The sequence below is a fragment of the Xenorhabdus sp. BG5 genome (assembly GCF_015163665.1).
Classification (GTDB): Bacteria; Pseudomonadota; Gammaproteobacteria; order Enterobacterales; family Enterobacteriaceae; genus Xenorhabdus.
This window is the reverse complement of sequence record NZ_JADEUG010000038.1, coordinates 14,710-29,962: the sequence shown is the minus strand read 5'-3', so window position 1 is coordinate 29,962 and position 15,253 is coordinate 14,710. Positions and strand designations below refer to the sequence as shown.

The 15,253-nt window shown below is 44.4% G+C and carries 22 protein-coding genes and 6 pseudogenes; 9 read left to right on the top strand and 19 right to left on the bottom strand.

What is annotated here, in order from left to right:
• Window positions 1-314: 314 nt before the first annotated feature.
• From IQ209_RS18410 to IQ209_RS15695, 5 genes and pseudogenes are all read left to right on the top strand, one after another.
• Entirely contained in the window at window positions 315-713 is a 399-nt protein-coding gene (locus IQ209_RS18410; RefSeq protein ID WP_228005919.1) for a DUF6201 family protein, read from the top strand.
• A 153-nt stretch (window positions 714-866) separates the two neighbouring features.
• A pseudogene (locus tag IQ209_RS15710) lies at window positions 867-2,018 on the top strand (phage major capsid protein).
• 44 nt (window positions 2,019-2,062) lie between these two features.
• Window positions 2,063-2,608: an HK97 family phage prohead protease gene (locus IQ209_RS15705; RefSeq protein ID WP_193852169.1), complete on the top strand. Its 546-nt coding sequence runs from the start codon at window positions 2,063-2,065 to the stop codon at window positions 2,606-2,608.
• Window positions 2,609-2,610: 2 nt separating this feature from the next.
• Window positions 2,611-3,385 (top strand): annotated as a pseudogene (locus IQ209_RS15700) (phage portal protein); the annotation flags it as partial.
• Window positions 3,386-3,483: 98 nt separating this feature from the next.
• A pseudogene (locus IQ209_RS15695) lies at window positions 3,484-3,597 on the top strand (helix-turn-helix domain-containing protein); the annotation flags it as partial.
• On the opposite strand, the pseudogene IQ209_RS15690 reads toward IQ209_RS15695, so the two are convergent.
• The 3 genes and pseudogenes from IQ209_RS15690 to IQ209_RS15680 form a co-directional block, all read right to left on the bottom strand.
• Window positions 3,592-4,389: pseudogene (locus IQ209_RS15690) on the bottom strand (PBSX family phage terminase large subunit); the annotation flags it as partial. The pseudogenes IQ209_RS15695 and IQ209_RS15690 sit on opposite strands and share 6 nt — an antisense overlap.
• Window positions 4,370-4,852 carry a DNA-packaging protein gene (locus IQ209_RS15685; protein ID WP_193852168.1) on the bottom strand — a complete coding sequence of 161 codons (483 nt, stop codon included), beginning with the start codon at window positions 4,850-4,852 and terminating at the stop codon, window positions 4,370-4,372. The gene IQ209_RS15685 and the pseudogene IQ209_RS15690, both read right to left, overlap by 20 nt.
• A gap of 12 nt (window positions 4,853-4,864) precedes the next feature.
• A complete protein-coding gene (locus IQ209_RS15680; RefSeq protein ID WP_193852167.1) occupies window positions 4,865-5,044 on the bottom strand; it encodes a hypothetical protein in 180 nt (59 codons plus the stop codon).
• A 121-nt stretch (window positions 5,045-5,165) separates the two neighbouring features.
• Here IQ209_RS15680 and IQ209_RS15675 point away from each other — a divergent pair, with 121 nt between their 5' ends.
• Together IQ209_RS15675 and IQ209_RS15670 are read left to right on the top strand one after the other, a co-directional pair.
• Entirely contained in the window at window positions 5,166-5,342 is a 177-nt protein-coding gene (locus IQ209_RS15675) for an mRNA interferase (RefSeq protein ID WP_092520428.1), read from the top strand.
• Window positions 5,343-5,400: 58 nt separating this feature from the next.
• Window positions 5,401-5,817 carry a type II toxin-antitoxin system HicB family antitoxin gene (locus IQ209_RS15670; protein ID WP_193852166.1) on the top strand — a complete coding sequence of 139 codons (417 nt, stop codon included), beginning with the start codon at window positions 5,401-5,403 and terminating at the stop codon, window positions 5,815-5,817.
• Window positions 5,818-5,964: 147 nt separating this feature from the next.
• Here IQ209_RS15670 and IQ209_RS15665 read toward each other — a convergent pair whose 3' ends face one another.
• The 3 genes and pseudogenes from IQ209_RS15665 to IQ209_RS15655 form a co-directional block, all read right to left on the bottom strand.
• Window positions 5,965-6,351: a hypothetical protein gene (locus IQ209_RS15665; protein ID WP_193852165.1), complete on the bottom strand. Its 387-nt coding sequence runs from the start codon at window positions 6,349-6,351 to the stop codon at window positions 5,965-5,967.
• 231 nt (window positions 6,352-6,582) lie between these two features.
• Entirely contained in the window at window positions 6,583-6,996 is a 414-nt protein-coding gene (locus IQ209_RS15660) for a structural protein (protein ID WP_193852164.1), read from the bottom strand.
• Window positions 6,993-7,309, bottom strand: a pseudogene (locus IQ209_RS15655) (phage holin, lambda family). The gene IQ209_RS15660 and the pseudogene IQ209_RS15655 overlap by 4 nt, the downstream one beginning before the upstream one ends.
• Before the next feature lie 124 nt (window positions 7,310-7,433).
• On the opposite strand from IQ209_RS15655, the gene IQ209_RS15650 reads away from it, so the two are divergent.
• Both IQ209_RS15650 and IQ209_RS15645 read left to right on the top strand, forming a co-directional pair.
• The gene (locus IQ209_RS15650) at window positions 7,434-7,616 is read left to right on the top strand and encodes a type II toxin-antitoxin system HicA family toxin (protein WP_193852163.1); all 183 of its coding nucleotides are present in this window, start codon (window positions 7,434-7,436) and stop codon (window positions 7,614-7,616) included.
• Window positions 7,617-7,641: 25 nt separating this feature from the next.
• Window positions 7,642-8,079 carry a type II toxin-antitoxin system HicB family antitoxin gene (locus IQ209_RS15645; RefSeq protein ID WP_193852162.1) on the top strand — a complete coding sequence of 146 codons (438 nt, stop codon included), beginning with the start codon at window positions 7,642-7,644 and terminating at the stop codon, window positions 8,077-8,079.
• Between the two features lie 24 nt (window positions 8,080-8,103).
• On the opposite strand, the gene IQ209_RS15640 is transcribed toward IQ209_RS15645, so the two are convergent.
• From IQ209_RS15640 to IQ209_RS15575, 13 genes and pseudogenes are all read right to left on the bottom strand, one after another.
• The gene (locus IQ209_RS15640) at window positions 8,104-8,334 is read right to left on the bottom strand and encodes a hypothetical protein (RefSeq protein ID WP_193852161.1); all 231 of its coding nucleotides are present in this window, start codon (window positions 8,332-8,334) and stop codon (window positions 8,104-8,106) included.
• An 84-nt stretch (window positions 8,335-8,418) separates the two neighbouring features.
• Complete coding sequence (locus IQ209_RS15635; RefSeq protein WP_193852160.1) at window positions 8,419-9,462, bottom strand: site-specific DNA-methyltransferase; 1,044 nt, start codon at window positions 9,460-9,462, stop codon at window positions 8,419-8,421.
• Between the two features lie 100 nt (window positions 9,463-9,562).
• Entirely contained in the window at window positions 9,563-9,763 is a 201-nt protein-coding gene (locus IQ209_RS15630; RefSeq protein ID WP_193852159.1) for a hypothetical protein, read from the bottom strand.
• A gap of 199 nt (window positions 9,764-9,962) precedes the next feature.
• On the bottom strand, window positions 9,963-10,454 hold the full coding sequence (locus IQ209_RS15625) for an antiterminator Q family protein (protein WP_193852158.1): 492 nt from the start codon (window positions 10,452-10,454) through the stop codon (window positions 9,963-9,965).
• Between the two features lie 28 nt (window positions 10,455-10,482).
• The gene (locus IQ209_RS15620; protein ID WP_193852157.1) at window positions 10,483-10,854 is read right to left on the bottom strand and encodes a RusA family crossover junction endodeoxyribonuclease; all 372 of its coding nucleotides are present in this window, start codon (window positions 10,852-10,854) and stop codon (window positions 10,483-10,485) included.
• Window positions 10,851-11,138 (bottom strand): hypothetical protein, encoded by a 288-nt coding sequence (locus tag IQ209_RS15615; protein WP_193852156.1) that lies wholly within the window; start codon window positions 11,136-11,138, stop codon window positions 10,851-10,853. The genes IQ209_RS15620 and IQ209_RS15615 overlap by 4 nt, the downstream gene beginning before the upstream one ends.
• Complete coding sequence (locus tag IQ209_RS15610) at window positions 11,135-11,482, bottom strand: hypothetical protein (protein ID WP_193852155.1); 348 nt, start codon at window positions 11,480-11,482, stop codon at window positions 11,135-11,137. The genes IQ209_RS15615 and IQ209_RS15610 overlap by 4 nt, the downstream gene beginning before the upstream one ends.
• Window positions 11,479-11,919, bottom strand: coding sequence for a hypothetical protein (locus IQ209_RS15605; RefSeq protein ID WP_193852154.1), 441 nt, complete (start codon window positions 11,917-11,919; stop codon window positions 11,479-11,481). Before IQ209_RS15605 ends, IQ209_RS15610 begins: the two co-directional genes overlap by 4 nt.
• 332 nt (window positions 11,920-12,251) lie before the next feature.
• A complete protein-coding gene (locus IQ209_RS15595; RefSeq protein WP_193852153.1) occupies window positions 12,252-12,542 on the bottom strand; it encodes a hypothetical protein in 291 nt (96 codons plus the stop codon).
• A 39-nt stretch (window positions 12,543-12,581) separates the two neighbouring features.
• Window positions 12,582-12,848 (bottom strand): hypothetical protein, encoded by a 267-nt coding sequence (locus IQ209_RS15590; protein WP_193852152.1) that lies wholly within the window; start codon window positions 12,846-12,848, stop codon window positions 12,582-12,584.
• Window positions 12,845-14,241, bottom strand: a pseudogene (locus tag IQ209_RS15585) (replicative DNA helicase). The gene IQ209_RS15590 and the pseudogene IQ209_RS15585 overlap by 4 nt, the downstream one beginning before the upstream one ends.
• A complete protein-coding gene (locus IQ209_RS15580) occupies window positions 14,234-15,058 on the bottom strand; it encodes a replication protein (RefSeq protein ID WP_193852151.1) in 825 nt (274 codons plus the stop codon). Before IQ209_RS15580 ends, IQ209_RS15585 begins: the two are co-directional and overlap by 8 nt.
• Window positions 15,051-15,215, bottom strand: a complete 165-nt coding sequence (locus IQ209_RS15575; protein WP_193852150.1) for a hypothetical protein — start codon at window positions 15,213-15,215, stop codon at window positions 15,051-15,053. The genes IQ209_RS15580 and IQ209_RS15575 overlap by 8 nt, the downstream gene beginning before the upstream one ends.
• Window positions 15,216-15,253 lie beyond the last annotated feature (38 nt).

Below are 15,253 nucleotides of genomic sequence, written 5' to 3'. Positions count from 1 at the left end.
ATATATGTGGCAGCTAATCAAAAAAGTTAAGATTTTTTTGAATGCCGCTTCAGCAACCACATGGAAAGGAATAGGAAATATGAAACTCTCATGATTATGAAAAGTTATATAACATATCACCAACAAAAACATTATCACATTTACTTCACGCAAAGTAATGTTAACTATAAACTATAACTGATATTTAATTATTTAAAATTAATAGTATTTGATAGGTTTGGGGAATAAGAAAAAACATAATGAGAGAGGTTATTTTGCAATTGTTTGTGATATTTTACGAATGGATTTTTCATACAAAATAGAGTTCTTAAACGATGAAAATAAAATATAAATTTACCACTATGAAACCATCATTGGTTTTAGTGTTCATTATTGTTCTTATAGTATGGATGCTATTTTCTTCAACTTTATTTTTCGGTGATTGGAATAAGGGGTTTGAAGTAAAAGATAAAAATGATCAATATACCGCAGTAGTATATAAAAAATTACCCATATCTCCATATGCAATGTGGAGGTATGTCATTATGGGAGATAAATATTTTATTGTTTTATATGATAAAAAAAGTAAAGATCTTTGGAAGAGTTCTCCATTTACATCAATATCATATGAGGCATTTTTTGCTTCATTTAGTTTTCCATCCACTGATGATGATGCTTTTATTTATCCAACAGATGATGGATATGAAGTCATCTATGTAAATAAATTAAAATAAATTTTATAAATATTATTTTTATCTTGTTTAGCCTCTAAATTTCAGAGGCTTTTTATTATTGTGTGATTAAACACCATAGTAATCTTTCTTTATTATTATTTTTCATGTTGTTAAATATATCTCATTAAAAACAAATCGATATAAAAAAACACCATGAAAAAACTTCTCGAATTACGCCAACAAAAAACCGATTTAACCCAACAAATGCGCTCGTTGCTTACCAAAGCCGAAGACGAAAAGCGCTCACTCAACGCCGAAGAAGCGAAACAGTTCGACGAACTGCGCACTCAGTCTGATGCCCTCAATGCAGAAATTGCCCGTTATGAGGCATTGTCTGATGAAGAACGCAATCAGGCGAAAAACCAGCCGACCAGTGACAAACTCAGCAATGACGAATTGCGCAATTATATTCTGACCGGAGAAGCGCGTTCCTTGTCTACAGGCGTCCCCTCAGACGGTGGCTATACCGTTATCCCGGAGCTGAACAAGCAAATCATGCAGCAACTGGCTGATGAATCCGTTATGCGCCGAATATGTACTATCAAAACCACGCGTAGCAATGAATATAAACAACTGGTTTCGGTCGGTAGCGCAGCCGCAGCACATGGAGAAGAAGGCAAGGCACGCGGTGAGACTGCCACACCGAAGATGGAAGAAGTCAGCATTAAGCTGTTCCCTATCTATGCTTACCCCAAGACTACCCAAGAGATTATCGATTTTAGCGATGTAGATATTCTGGGCTGGTTAACTTCTGAGATTGCCGACACATTCGTGGATACCGAAGAAACGGATCTTGTAAGCGGTGATGGCAGCAAAAAAGCAAAAGGCTTCCTATCTTATCCACGTGACACCCAAGCCGATAAGGTACGCGCATTCGGTACGCTGCAAAAGCTGGAAGCAACCAGTCTTGAAGCTGACAGCCTGATTGACCTTAAATTCCTGCTCAAGAACAAATACCGTAAGAACGCGGTTTGGGTGATGAACTCAACCACTGCTGCTCAGGTGCAGAAGCTGAAAAACGGTAACGGCGATTATATCTGGCGTGAGCGTCTGTAAGCGGGTGATCCTGACATGTTGCTGGGTTTGCCTGTTCATTACCTCGAATTTATGCCCGATAACATCATTGGTCTGGGCGACTTCAAGCGCGGTTACTTCATCGTTGACCATCAAACCGGAACCCGTACCCGTCCCGATAATATCACCGAACCGGGATTTTATAAGGTACATACCGATAAATATTTGGGTGGCGGTCTGGTGGACTCCAACGCAATTAAAGTACTGGAAATCAAAGCAACCAGTAAATAAGTAAGAGGGGCACAGCGCCCCTTTTCAGTCTTGGAGTTCATCGAATGAATGATATTGAATTAAGAACGGCATCACTTTCTGCCAGCGATAAGAAGCTGACAGGCTATGTGATTAAGTGGAACAGCCGATCCCAAGTGCTATGGGATGAATTTATAGAACAGTTCGCCCCGAATGCGTTTAGTGCCAGCTTAACTTCTGGCGTTGATGTCAGGGCACTTTATGAACATGATCACATGAACCTGTTAGGCCGTACTACCTCCGGCACATTGCAATTGAGTGAAGATGCTACCGGATTACGTTTCGAGCTTACTCCGCCTGATACCCAATTGGGGCGTGATGTGCTGACATTGGTTGAGCGTGGTGATATCTCAGGAATGAGCTTCGGATTTAGGGCACTAAAAGGCCTGTGGGATGTTGGTCAAGAGCCTTATATCAGGACGGTATTAGAAGCGGAATTGCGGGAAATCACGATCACCAGTATGCCCGCTTATCCTGAAAGTGGCGTAGAGATAGCCAAACGCTCGCTGAATGCTGCTAAACCCAGCAATACGGATTTGCGTCATTACTGGCTGCAATTGTCTGAGGTGTAACTATGTGGCCTTTTAAGCGTAATGCCCCAGAAACCCGAAGTATGACGATTGATGAGTTTCTTTCTCTGGCAGGCGTACCTAATACCAAATCAGGTGAGTATGTTTCACCCTCGATAGCCGAAGGTTTGCCTGCGGTGATGAATGCCGTCACAGTGATTAGTGAAGCCGTGGCGACTATGCCTTGTTACCTTTATCGGGTTCGGCACCAGAACGGGAAAGAATCCCGCGAATGGCTGAGTGATCACCCTGTGGATTATTTACTCAATGAATGCCCGAATGACTGCCAGACCCCGTTTCAGTTTAAGCGAACCCTGATGCGTCATTGCCTGCTGAATGGTAATGCCTATGCCGTGATAGGCTGGGGAAACGATGGACAGCCACAATCATTGCACCCTTACCCACCGTCGGCGGTTGTACCACAGCGATTATCCGATCACCGATTCGTCTATACCATCACCGAACCTTATAGCGGCAAGGTCAACTTACTTACAGGAAGAAGTCTTACATTTACGTTATGCCACGGAAGATGGCTTTCTTGGCCGCTCGCCTGTCACCATTTGCCGTGAAACATTGGGCTTGGGACTGGCACAACAACGCCACGGTTCAAGCATTATGAAAGACGGCATGATGGCGGCTGGCGTGATTAAATCCGCTGATTGGCTGGATGGTGTCAAAGGCAATAAAGCATTGGAAGCCCTCGAACGCTACAAAGGTGCTCGTAATGCAGGCAAAACGCCCATTCTTGAGGGTGGAATGGACTACCAGCAATTAGGTGTATTAGTCACGACGTGATCTGACACTGAACCTTGAAAGGTTGAGAGTTACCGGTTTTGATATGGGTGTCTAATCCTTATACAAAATACGAGGTAACTCTCATGCTTCATACTAACAACCCTATCATCAAACACAAAGCCGGTTTGCTGAATCTCGCCAAGGAACTCGGTAATGTCTCGAAAGCCTGTCAAATTATGGGCGTCTCAAGGGATACGGATTAACGTGCTGGGGTCTTTGGCAAAACCAAAATCACCACCAAACAGCAGCCTGTCCGCTTTTTGCCACAGGTCATCAGGAAATTCCTTGATAACGTATTTATTCGCCAACACCTGCTTATCGGAGTTTTCCAGATAGGCACCTTCCCAAATCCATGAGTAAGTAGCAGGCTCTAACCTTGCTTGGTCACTTAGCCTTTCCTCTTCCAGCACAGAGGGGAACCACGGGTTATCATCGTAATTCATCTCAACAATGATGGAATTTTCAGGTGGGTTCTTTCTAAACCGTTTGTCAGTGGCGCTGCCGTCTCTTTCCGGGTTCCATGTCACCCAGATTTCAGAACCAGCCTCACGTACAGTCGGTGTCAGTTTTGTCCATGCAGTTTCAGAAACCGATTCCGCTTCATCCACCCATGCAATCAGAATACGGGCTTTGGATTTGATGCTGTCGAGATTGTGGCGCAACCCAGCAAACACATAGTTAACCGACCTGCATTTGGTGCGGATAAACTTTTCGCCCAGCTCATAGAAATCATTCAGCCAAGGTACAGACCTGATGGCCTGCTTAACCTCTTCCATTGATGACTCTTCAAGGGAGTTCATATATTCACGCGCACAAAGTATGACACCTGATTGCCCGTTCTGAGCAGCCATGTAACCGCGAATGGCCGTCATTAGTGCAAAGGTTCTTGTCTTGGCTGAGCCTCGTCCACCATGTGAGCATCTATAACGATAGTCACCACTGAATACCGGAATGAGTTTAGGCGGGAGTTCAATCCGGGCTGTCGTCATGTTCACCCCCGGCAACCAGTATTATCTTAGCGGGGGACATTGAACCGTCAGTAGAAAGATGGTCATTAATGGTTTGCTCTTTCAACCCCAAATCACGGGCGATGATATTGGCATTAAGTAAGTCAGCCGCTGCGCCAGAAAACTTCTGGTTATAGATAATCTGTTCCGCACGCGTAGTGATGCCAATAAAATCTTCCCTGGCTCTATACAGATCCCAAGTTTGCCGTGATATATCTAGAAATATGCACATCCCAGATATTGTCATAGCCCGCATTTTTGCTAACTTTGCGTAAACTATTTCACCCTGATTATGAAACGCCTTTGTCTCGTACAGCGGGCTTTCTTCTACCCATGCAAAGTATTCACAACATGCTTTCCACAGTTCCTCAGGCGAACCAAACTTCGGGTTCCGCCCATGACTGCTTCGGACCTCCCAAAACCGATTGCCCTTTGGAGCTGCCATTTTCGTTTCCTTTTACTTCGATAATTCGCAAGCTATTTTCATCACTTGCGCGAGTTCTTCATCATTGAGTCCGTGATATCGCTTTAGTTTGACAATATCCAGCAGCATCTTGGCTTTTCGTTCTTCCCTTTGTGCTGCATTTAACATTAACCCCGATGGACGCCTATGTGGTGGTATCTGATGCTCAGGCATATTTACCTCACTTTTGATTGCAGAATGCGCGGTGAAATTAATATGCAAAAATGCTAATTTCCTCTTGCCTTTGTTAGCATTTTTGCATACAATTATTTCAAGTTAACAGAACGGAGGAGCTGTGAAACAAAGTGAATTTTTAAAGTGGCTAAAAGCGCAAGGAGTAGAAACAGAGAATGGCAAAAAACACCTGAAACTCTACTACAAAGGCAAAATAAGCCACCTCCCCAGACACCCCAGTCAGGAATTGACCACGGGGTTAGTCGAAGGAGTCAAGAAGCAACTAGATTTAAAATAAACTCTAGCCCTCAATGCGAGGGCTATCACTGCACCGACAGATTATTAAAGAGGTCTATATGTACTATCCTGCTAAATTTGTTAAAGAAGATAACGGATATACAGTCACATTCAGGGATATTCCCGAAGCCATTACATGTGGTGCAGATATGCCTGAAGCAATGGAAATGGCGGAGGATGTTTTACTTTCCAGTGTCGAAATCTACTTTGATATGGATAAAAACTTTCCCCTGGCAGATTCGGAGCTTCAGGAAGATGAACAGTGGGTACACTTACCTGATAGTGTGTATGCCAAAATCTTACTCAATAATGAGCTTCTCAGCGCTAAAATTAGTAAAGCTGATTTATCACGCTTAACCGGTATCCGTCCCCCTGAAATCCAACGAATACTGGCGCCACGTCATACCACTAAGATTGATACGATTAGCCGAGCGGTTGCCGCGATAGGTAAAAAACTATCACTTTCAGTTAGTTAATGTTTAGCCCCTCATTGTAGGGGCTTTGCAATTTCCCGTATCGCCCGCTTATCCAGATTACATTGCTCAATGACTGTCAACAGTTGCTCATTTAAAATCAAACTGTCACTCCATGTCATTTTGTCCGGTATTACTGGAGCCAAACAGTCAGCGAGCAGATGTGCCGGGGTCGGTATCGGCGGCACCGGAGCGTATTCGGTTCGCGTGTTGCTGCAACCGGCTAACAGCCCCATCAGGCACAGTGCGAGCGGCGCAATCATGATTAATAACAGCCGTTTTGATGGCGGCCTGCGTTTTCTCAGAATCCACGGCTGACCGCTGCCGGTTTTCGCTATTAATTCGTGAGATGTCATTGAATAACCTGATAGAGTGGTAGGCGTTGTCGGTGATGGACTGCTGGCGTTGATTCTGTTGGGTCAGGGATTCATTTTCACTCGTCAGCCGGCCGTTTTCTGCATATACCGAATAGACGGAGTGTGCAGCATAGCCAATCAGCGCGATGCCTATAATCGCAGCGCCAAATTGCCATTTCATGACCGCCTGCCAACAAATTGATCGTATTTATTGTTGAGAAAAACGAATACAAAAAAATTGGCAAAAAAACAATCAATAGCGGCCACATGATTGACAAAAACATAATTAACCCAAAATCCTCCGGGTCATCAGATCGTTTTTCTATCGATGCTAAAATAATAAATGCCACAATAACACCAACAAAATAAATTGGTGGAACCAGAATCTGAATCATGTTCATTGCTCAATTCCTCATAGCATCTCAAACGCCCGTTCGAAAATATCATCGGAATAAGGCTGTTTGCCGTTCTCCATCTGGATGATTCCCTCGGCCAGCGCAAACAAAACGTTTTTATCCTGAGTGGATATTGTCGCATCAACCGAAACGCCAATCTTTTCAGCCACGAACTGAATATAACGTTCCGTATTATTCTCAATGGGCGGGGCATAACGATTGATGATTTGCCTAACCGAATGCAATTGTAATTTTGGGTTGCTCTGGTAGTTCCTCAGCAACTTGAACAGTGCCCGAATGCCATATTCAGCCGACTTGAAACGACAAAAACGTGGTTCAATATTTTTATCATGCGGCAATTGTCCCAGCCATTTATTCACGGGGTTATAGTCAATATTGCCCGGATTATGGTTATCAATGCCTCTGGTCACTGTTTATCCCCCAACCGTTTGTTAATGGCGCGAACAGCAAACTCGCGGATTTCTCAACGCCAATAAAGCCAACAGCACCGCCGATGGCCGGTGCAAAATTGATAGGAATGCCGAACATTTCCAGGCCACTGGATACACTCCATGACAAGGCCCCACAGAGCAGCGCCTCTACCCAGCGGTTCTTTCGTTCCACACCGTCGTAAATCAGTCGGCCGTAACAAATCGCTATCGCCAAAACAGAGCCAGATATTTGCGGCCACGAGTTTTTTAGGCCGTTGAGTAAGTCAGCCCATAAATCAGGATTTTCTTTCATCTTCATATTCCACCCCATTGAGATAATGGGCGTCCGTGGGGTGAAATAGGTTCGCCCCTATTGATTAATAAATGTTGATTTGTGTGTATATGTGTGTATATTTATTTTCAGGTTAGGAGGAAACATGAAATCAACTGACCTGATAAAGGAATTAATAGCAGCAGGGTGTGAATTGAAGCGGCATAAAGGAACAAGCCACCAAATGTGGTGGTCTCCGATAACAGGAAAAACTTTTCCTGTTCCGCATCCGAAAAAAGATTTACTACTAGGTACTGTTAAATCCATTAAAAAATCAGCGGGGATCTAATCCCCGCTCTCTTCTGGAGGTAACTATGTTTTTCTCAGTCGGTGTTGAAATACCCAAAGATGAAAATACCGCATACGGGATGGTTGTTCCGGCGTTTTCTACTCATGACTATGACTGTTTCTCTGCTGCTGATAATCAAAAAGATATTCCTGCGATGGTGCGTGAAGCCATTTTACTCACCATTGAGGAAATGATTTGCAGCGGGAATTTCACTGTTGATCAACTCCAAGATGCAGGGCATCTGGTTTATGCAGCCAATCCTGAATATGCGGATTTTGATAGCTGGTTTGTGATTGATATTGATTTATCTGAGTTTGAGGGAAAACAGCAACGTATCAATGTTGCGTTACCTGACACTCTCATAAAGCGAATCGATACCAGAGTAAAACAAAATCCGATGCGATACCGGGATCGCAGCCATTTTATTGCTGAAGCGGCGCGTCATGAGCTTCAGCCAGATTAAGTCAGTAGGGCGATACTGTTCGCCCTACTCATTGTGTAGTAAGGGATGCCAGCCGCAATAAGAAATACTGAGGTTCTGTGAGTGATTGCGGTGTAAACAATCTTCATTTGGATCATACCCCATAACGATTTGAGGTATATCGCGTTCTAGACGCTCAGCTTGTTCCCAGTTGATACCAAAGTGTTCCATTGGAGTTTTACCATTTGCAAAAAGCCTAGAAACGACCTCTTCTGCTATTTTCTCTATTTGCTGCATAAAACATTCCTCTAAACATCCCGGACTATTGCGGGATTTTGAACTACCTGAAAATCTTCGGTAGTTGAGTTGTCAACTTAGAGTTTACAACTGGTCGTTTATCTCTTGCTCAGTCTGCTTAAACCGCGCTTCTTCCAGTTCCACACCCAATACACGGCGATTGAGTTTCAACGCCGCTTTTAGTGTTGCTCCGGAACCCATAAAGAAATCGGCGACCAGATCCCCTTCACGGCTGCTGGACTGGATAATATGTGCCATCAGGTCAGCTGGTTTTTCGCATGGATGTTTGCCCGGATAATATTGTACCGGCGCAAACTGCCAGACATCGGTATAAGGCACTGCGGTGGTGACAGTGAACGAACGGCGCAACAGGCCGTATTCTTGCCGCAACTCGTCATACTGACATGACAGAGTTAAATGAGATTCCACCAGCTCAGAATAAGGCGTGTTTAGTTCGCCACGCTGGTGCTTTTCTTTGGCGATACGATCAAATAACGCTTGTAACTTTTGGTAGTCAGTTTCATTGGGTAACTGCCATTGGCTGTCATTGAACCAGTGACTGGCCATCTGCTTGCCCGTTGCTGCGTGAATTTCTTTCGCCGTAACACCTAATGCTTTCCGGGTATCACGGAAATAATCGATGAGCGGTTTAAATACCGACTGTTTGAGTTCCCGGCATTGTTTGAAATAGCCATCACCTTTGGGGTGATAGGGTCCCTGGTAATGTTCGGCAAAGATGATCCGCTCGGTTGCCGGAAAATACATCCGCAGGCTTTCTTTGTTCTGTCTGCGCCACGGGCCAGACGGTTTAGCCCAAATGATATGATTCAACACGTTAAACCGTTCCCGCACCAGCAGTTCGGTATCAGAAGCCAGACGTGAACCACAAAACATATACAAACTGCCGTTGGGTTTCAGTACCCGCCAGAACTCGGCCAGCAATTCATCCAGCCACGCAAAGTAGGCCGTGGCATCTGACCACTGATTATCCCAGCTACAGTCTTTCACGCGAAAGTACGGCGGGTCAGTGGCGATCAGGTCAATGCAGTTATCTGGCAGGGTTTTGATAAATTTCAGAGAGTCGTCGTTAATTAATGTGAGGTCACTAAGAGTCACAATATTTTCCATATCGGATCTGACTTGCTTCCCGAAAAAACACGAAAAGAAGCACTGGCCTGATTCAATCCGCCAGTGCTTCTTCTTTTTTATCTTTTAAGGAGTTTCCTTATCAGGGATAACGCTTGAAAAAGGTGTCGTCGTCCCGGCTTTCCATCAAACCAGCCAGAGAAAATTGAGTTAATAATAATTGGCAACGGGGTTCGGCGAGTCCTGTTAATTTGTAAACATCAGAAACCGTCACCCAAATATCCTGGGGAATGGTTTCTAAAACACAGGCGGCTATTGTTGTCATATCTTCATGTTTTAGCATGATAATTTTGAACCCTTGGTCAGTTTTTGTGTATGAATACACATGTAACTCTGACCAAGTGCAACAGCAAGTCTTGTGTTTATTTAGGCGTAAAAAAAACCGCAAGTGCGGGATAATTGTTCTGGTTAAACGCTTAAGAAACACTGACGGCAACCTTAGCAAAAATTATTGTCCATTTGCCCATTAATGTCAACATGTTCTACGCAATGTTTTTAATTTTGGCGACAGGTTTGCGGGAGTTGAACGCATTTTTCAGCGGTTGATATAACAGATAGACGCTTGCGTTTAAAATTTCATCTACCTCACGACGACAGGTTCTGAGGGACGGTTTTTTCAGTCGCCCGCCAGAACGCGTCATCATCTTGCGGGAATCTGCAACCCGGTGATAGTAAGAGGATATGGATAATTTCGACGCACCATGCGCGTAATAACTGAGTAAAATGCCGTAGGCTTTCCGATCAATGAACATGACAGAATCGACTACCTGAGAAATTAGCATTCCGTCATCATCATTGCATATTGGCCTGTCTGGGTTTTTACGGGGTTCTACGCTAACCATGAACTTGTAAATCATGTTTATCTGGCGTTTATCAATTCTGCCGCTGTAGACCCATGCGCCCCATAGATTTAGCCAGCCATCAATCCAGTCATGTTGCTCTTTAGTGAGCTGTTTTTCTCCGATACTACCCATCTTACTCTCCCGTAATACTGCCTGTTTCTTATCGTGATGCGTTGTCTTCCAGTTCCCATATTTGGACATCTAAACAACCGCCTGCAACCCGCTCACCCCGCATAATGTGCATATCATCAATCTGCTCATCATCCGCCCAGAAACGGGCATGCGTCAGCGAATCGAATACTGCTTTTGGCAGGTTATCGATGTCTCTTTTTCGTCTGTCCGGGGGATGTACCGTGATGGTAATTTTGATGCGGGAGAGGGTGTTGATATTTAAATTTTGCTGCTCAATGAGTCTTATGATGGCTTCTCTGTAATTTTCACCTTGCTTGGAGATGTAATGCCCTCGTTGTGTATGCCGCCAGTAGTGATTAACGGAGGGAGGCCACGGCAATTTTAAATTGTAGGTTTTCATAGCGCGCCAACTAATCTCCTTCTGGTCAATTCCTTGATGGTCAACACAATCGACCTGTCCATCTCCTGCCTGCGCTCGTCTCTGCTCATATCCAGCCCATTATCGATAGCATGGTGACATTCAGGACACAGGGCAGCAGTCAGGCTATCATCCACCTTTAATCCCATACCCTTTCCCTCGTTACGGTGCGCCACCTGAATGCCATATTTCCCACACCTAACACAGCATTCAATCTGACCAACGGCTGCCAGCCATTTTTTACTACGGTAGGTTTGCTGTTTCACCGCTCTTGCTCCTCATCGCATTTACACTTGCATCCCTCAAGAAAGTATGGAAATGCACTATCTAAATCAGAAAACCAACTGCGGCAGATTTGGCAATACAGCGCTTCCCACGGCACGCCATATTCGTCCATCCATTGCCTAATCTGTGGTGATACAGGAATTGGTGGTATGCAACTGATATCAAAATTACGCAAACTCAATTCACGTTGAGCTGCATCTAAACGTGAGTTAGCACTGATTAAACTTTGTCTGGTTATCAATAATTGCTTGCGTAATCGGTTATTTTCTTCATAAAGCTCACCAATTAACTCATTGGGATGCTGAGAAATATTTTTAACATTCATCCTGCCTCCTGTTTGAGCTTCATGTACTCGCTGTCATGGGGTGTGGTTAACTCAATACCAGCAAGAAAACACCACGCCTCAATTTGGCTCATGTAGTAATACATATCGCCAGTATCTAAATCTGACGTGTGGCGTAATTCTTGATGTGTTTCAATCTCACCAGTAACAAAATCAACGTATTCCACCTCAGCGTAACCCAAGTAGGTTTTCTTGAGATTCCGCTTAACCCATTCTGGCGTACAGTAATCGCGACCTGATTTAACCAAATATGCGCTAATCTCCCCGTACCATTTATGTGATAGGGCATTCTGGGATAGTGAGCGTTTTTTTCTGTAGGGTTTGACTGAGATACTGAGTTTTTGGTGAGTGGCGAGTAGTTGTTTCAGGTTGTCGTAAAATAATTTTTTGGTTGATTCATGCAGGCAGAAATTATCCATCTAGCCTCCGTTATAACCCCTCATGAGTTGCATTTTCTGCACACCAGTTCCGCATTTCTGCGCTATCAATTTGTGGATTGTATGCACATGGCGGCTCTAATTTTGATTTGTAACCAGCCCACCAATACCAACCTGAACGATGTTCAGCGGTTCCACATTTAGCACAGATGTGAACCCGGCATGATTCCGACCATGAGTAATTGTGTTTCGCAGCATTATTAGCTCGTTCAATCGCTGTTCTTGCCATCGTTATTTGCCCTCTGGTTCCATGCCAGCAGCCCTAGCCACAGCCCAGTCCAACGCCCGCCCCGAAAGTTCGCTCGTTTTGATTTTCATTTAACGCCCTTCTTAATTGCTTTCTTAGCCTCACGACGAATAGCAATACCTAATCGCTCTAGCCAATCACCATATTTCAGTAATGCGGTCAGCTCATCATCGATACGTGGGAATTCATCCATTGCGATATCGATTTCCCAGCCTCTATGCGGCATTTTCTTTGTGGCGGTGAGAGTTTGCTCTAGATGCGTCTTTTCGTTCCAATGGTGCAACGAATATTTTTTAACTTTCTCATCATTGCTCTTTTCGTAGAAAACCAATTCCATTGCGGTATTTTTTGTTTTCATCTCAAAAGTCCTTACGGTGGGACTCCCCCGCAGGAGCCATTAAATTATAGAAATTTTTGATTTATGACTTGCAGCGCGGATGAAATGGCGAAGCAAATCTACACTCATCCATCTTTTTTCTGTCAAATGAAATACCCACGAGAGTAGTTTTTCTGGTGTATTGCAATCAGAAACTGGAATCTCATATTGATCCATTCCGTTAAAGTGGAAAATAAAATGTTTATCCGTGATTCGTAAAATAGAATTCAACTCTTCCATGATTTTTTGCCTTTCTTCAATAGCTTCTGAGATATGCCTCAAATTCATACATTTGCTCCTTTAGCAAAGCGTTTGTGCGGTTTATTGTCGTTCTGGCAAACTCTGGCGGCCTCTTCCTGATCGGTCGGCATAAAGTGACCATTGCGGAATCGCTGGTAAACCGTGCCGAGCTGCCCGAACCTGTTTTTCGTTACGATAATTTCAGCGTATGGCGCTGCGGGGGAATTCTCATTGTACACTGCATCACGGTACAACATGATGATACTGTCCGCATCTTGCTCAACACTACCGGAATCTCGTAAGTCAGCGTTTGTTGGGCGTTTGTTGGGCGTTTGTTGGGGCGTTTCTCAACATCACGAGAGAGTTGACTCAATGACATAACAGGCGTCTTGAGATCTTTCGCTAAACGTTTCAGACTGGATGAGATGTGCGCGATAGCCAAATCATTACGTTCTGCTTTGGGTTTATCAATTAGCCCCAGATAATCAACCATGATCAGGGATAGCGCTGGGTGAGCCTTCTTGTGACGTCTGGCAATCGACATAATCTGTTCAACAGTCAATTTGCTGGCATCGACAACCCAAATATCCAACTGTTGCAATTTCCCCAGACCAACAGTAACCCAATTCCAGCCCTCATCATCCAACCGTGCGGGATTTCGTAATACTGAAACAGATAGATTGGAGGTTCCCGCCAACTGGCGTTCGATAATCTGCTGGGAATCCATTTCCATTGAGAAAACCAATACGCCGCGCTTCTGGTCAGTTCCGGCAATAGTCTGACTGGCGACGCCTTCCGCCACTTTCAATGCGAACTCTGTTTTACCCATGCCAGGGCGGGCGGCAACGATCACTAAATCAACAGGGTTTATACCACCTGTAATTTCGTCCAGCTCATCAATGCCGGTCTTCAACGTGTCAGATTGCTCACCGTTTTTGAGCCGTTTCTCCAGAACTTCCGTGTAGTCGCCCAATAGTTCAGAAACATGCAGCGGTCGGATTTCATCTCGCGGTCTGCGAACTTCCGTAGCCTGAGATATAAACCAGTCCATAGATTCCACTGCACTTTCGATTGTTCCGGTAAGAATTCGTTCTCTGGCTTGATCCATTAATTCAATCATTTTGCGGCGTTCATGGTTAGCGGCAACCATGTTGGCGTAGCCTTTGAGGTTGGCGGCGCTGGGACAGTTTTTAGCAGCCAGCATGACGCTAGTGAAATGTTCCTCCCCCATCACATCAGCCACCATCAGAGAATCAATCATGCCTCTTGTCTTGGCGAGTGAGATAATGGTCTTAAATGTTTCACGATAAAATCCCGAACCAAAAGCCTCTGGTTCCAGCGTTGCCAGTACATCGCTTGCATCCTGTGTCAACCCGCTGATTAACAGCCCACCGATTACGCTGGATTCAAATTCATAACAGTTTTCGATGTAATCATTCATAATCTTTTCCTACAAATTTCCCTTCACGAACGCCTGTCAGAGTGTCTTCACGCAGCAAATAATCAATGTTTGCCGTCCAACCGCGATCATTCTCACCAAAGTAAAACGGCCTAGCCATGCCGATGAATGCCCGAACATATGACCTGAATCCGTCAACGTTTGGAGTTCGCAACTTGGGTATTAATTTCTTTAGCGCTCGTTGACGCTTGGTATTGGCTTCTACAGCGTGTGGCAATCTCTCACCAACCTCTTCGTTGTAGGCATTGAGATATTCGTCGTAGTTGATTTGGGAAGATGGTTTTCGCTTTTTAGGTTTAACCACTTCATCATCACCCCCCGTGGGGGTAAGGGGGTTCTTTTCTTTTTTCTTTACAGTGTTTCTTTTGTGTGTCTCTACATTGGAGACATCATCTGTCTCTAAGTTAGAGACATTTTTTGTCTTCAAATTAGAGACAGTGTCTCTAGATTGATTAATCCACTCTGTTGTGACTTTGTTTACCCCTATTTTGTTATCATCAATAATCAAAAAACGCATTGAAATTAATTCGTTTTTCGCCTTGTTCACATTCTGTCTGGATAAGCCTGTGATTTTTGCTACTTGAGAATCAGCAATACGATCAGATTTTTTACCGAAACCGTATGTCTTTCTGATAATTGCCAGCATGACTTTTAACTGCCTAGCCGTAAGATCTGAACTCGCTATAGACTCCAGTAATTCATTGGCTATCCGTGTGTATCCATCTTCAACATCAGCCACTTTCCTCTCCACAACCTCAGGGCGAGGCCGGTAATCAGCCATTCTTGCAACGTTACCCATGCTGCGACCCTCCGGTCAGCTCGTGATGCTCCAGACGCAACTTCGCATCCTCCAGTGCCTCGCGCAGTTTTTTTGCTCCATCCTCAGTAACGGAACGCGCCAACCTGTCACGCATGTTATTTTTATGCACAGCGCTGTGATTAAATTGTGTTTTCATGTATAATTACCTCTGTGAAATGTTGTTTTGAGGTGCTT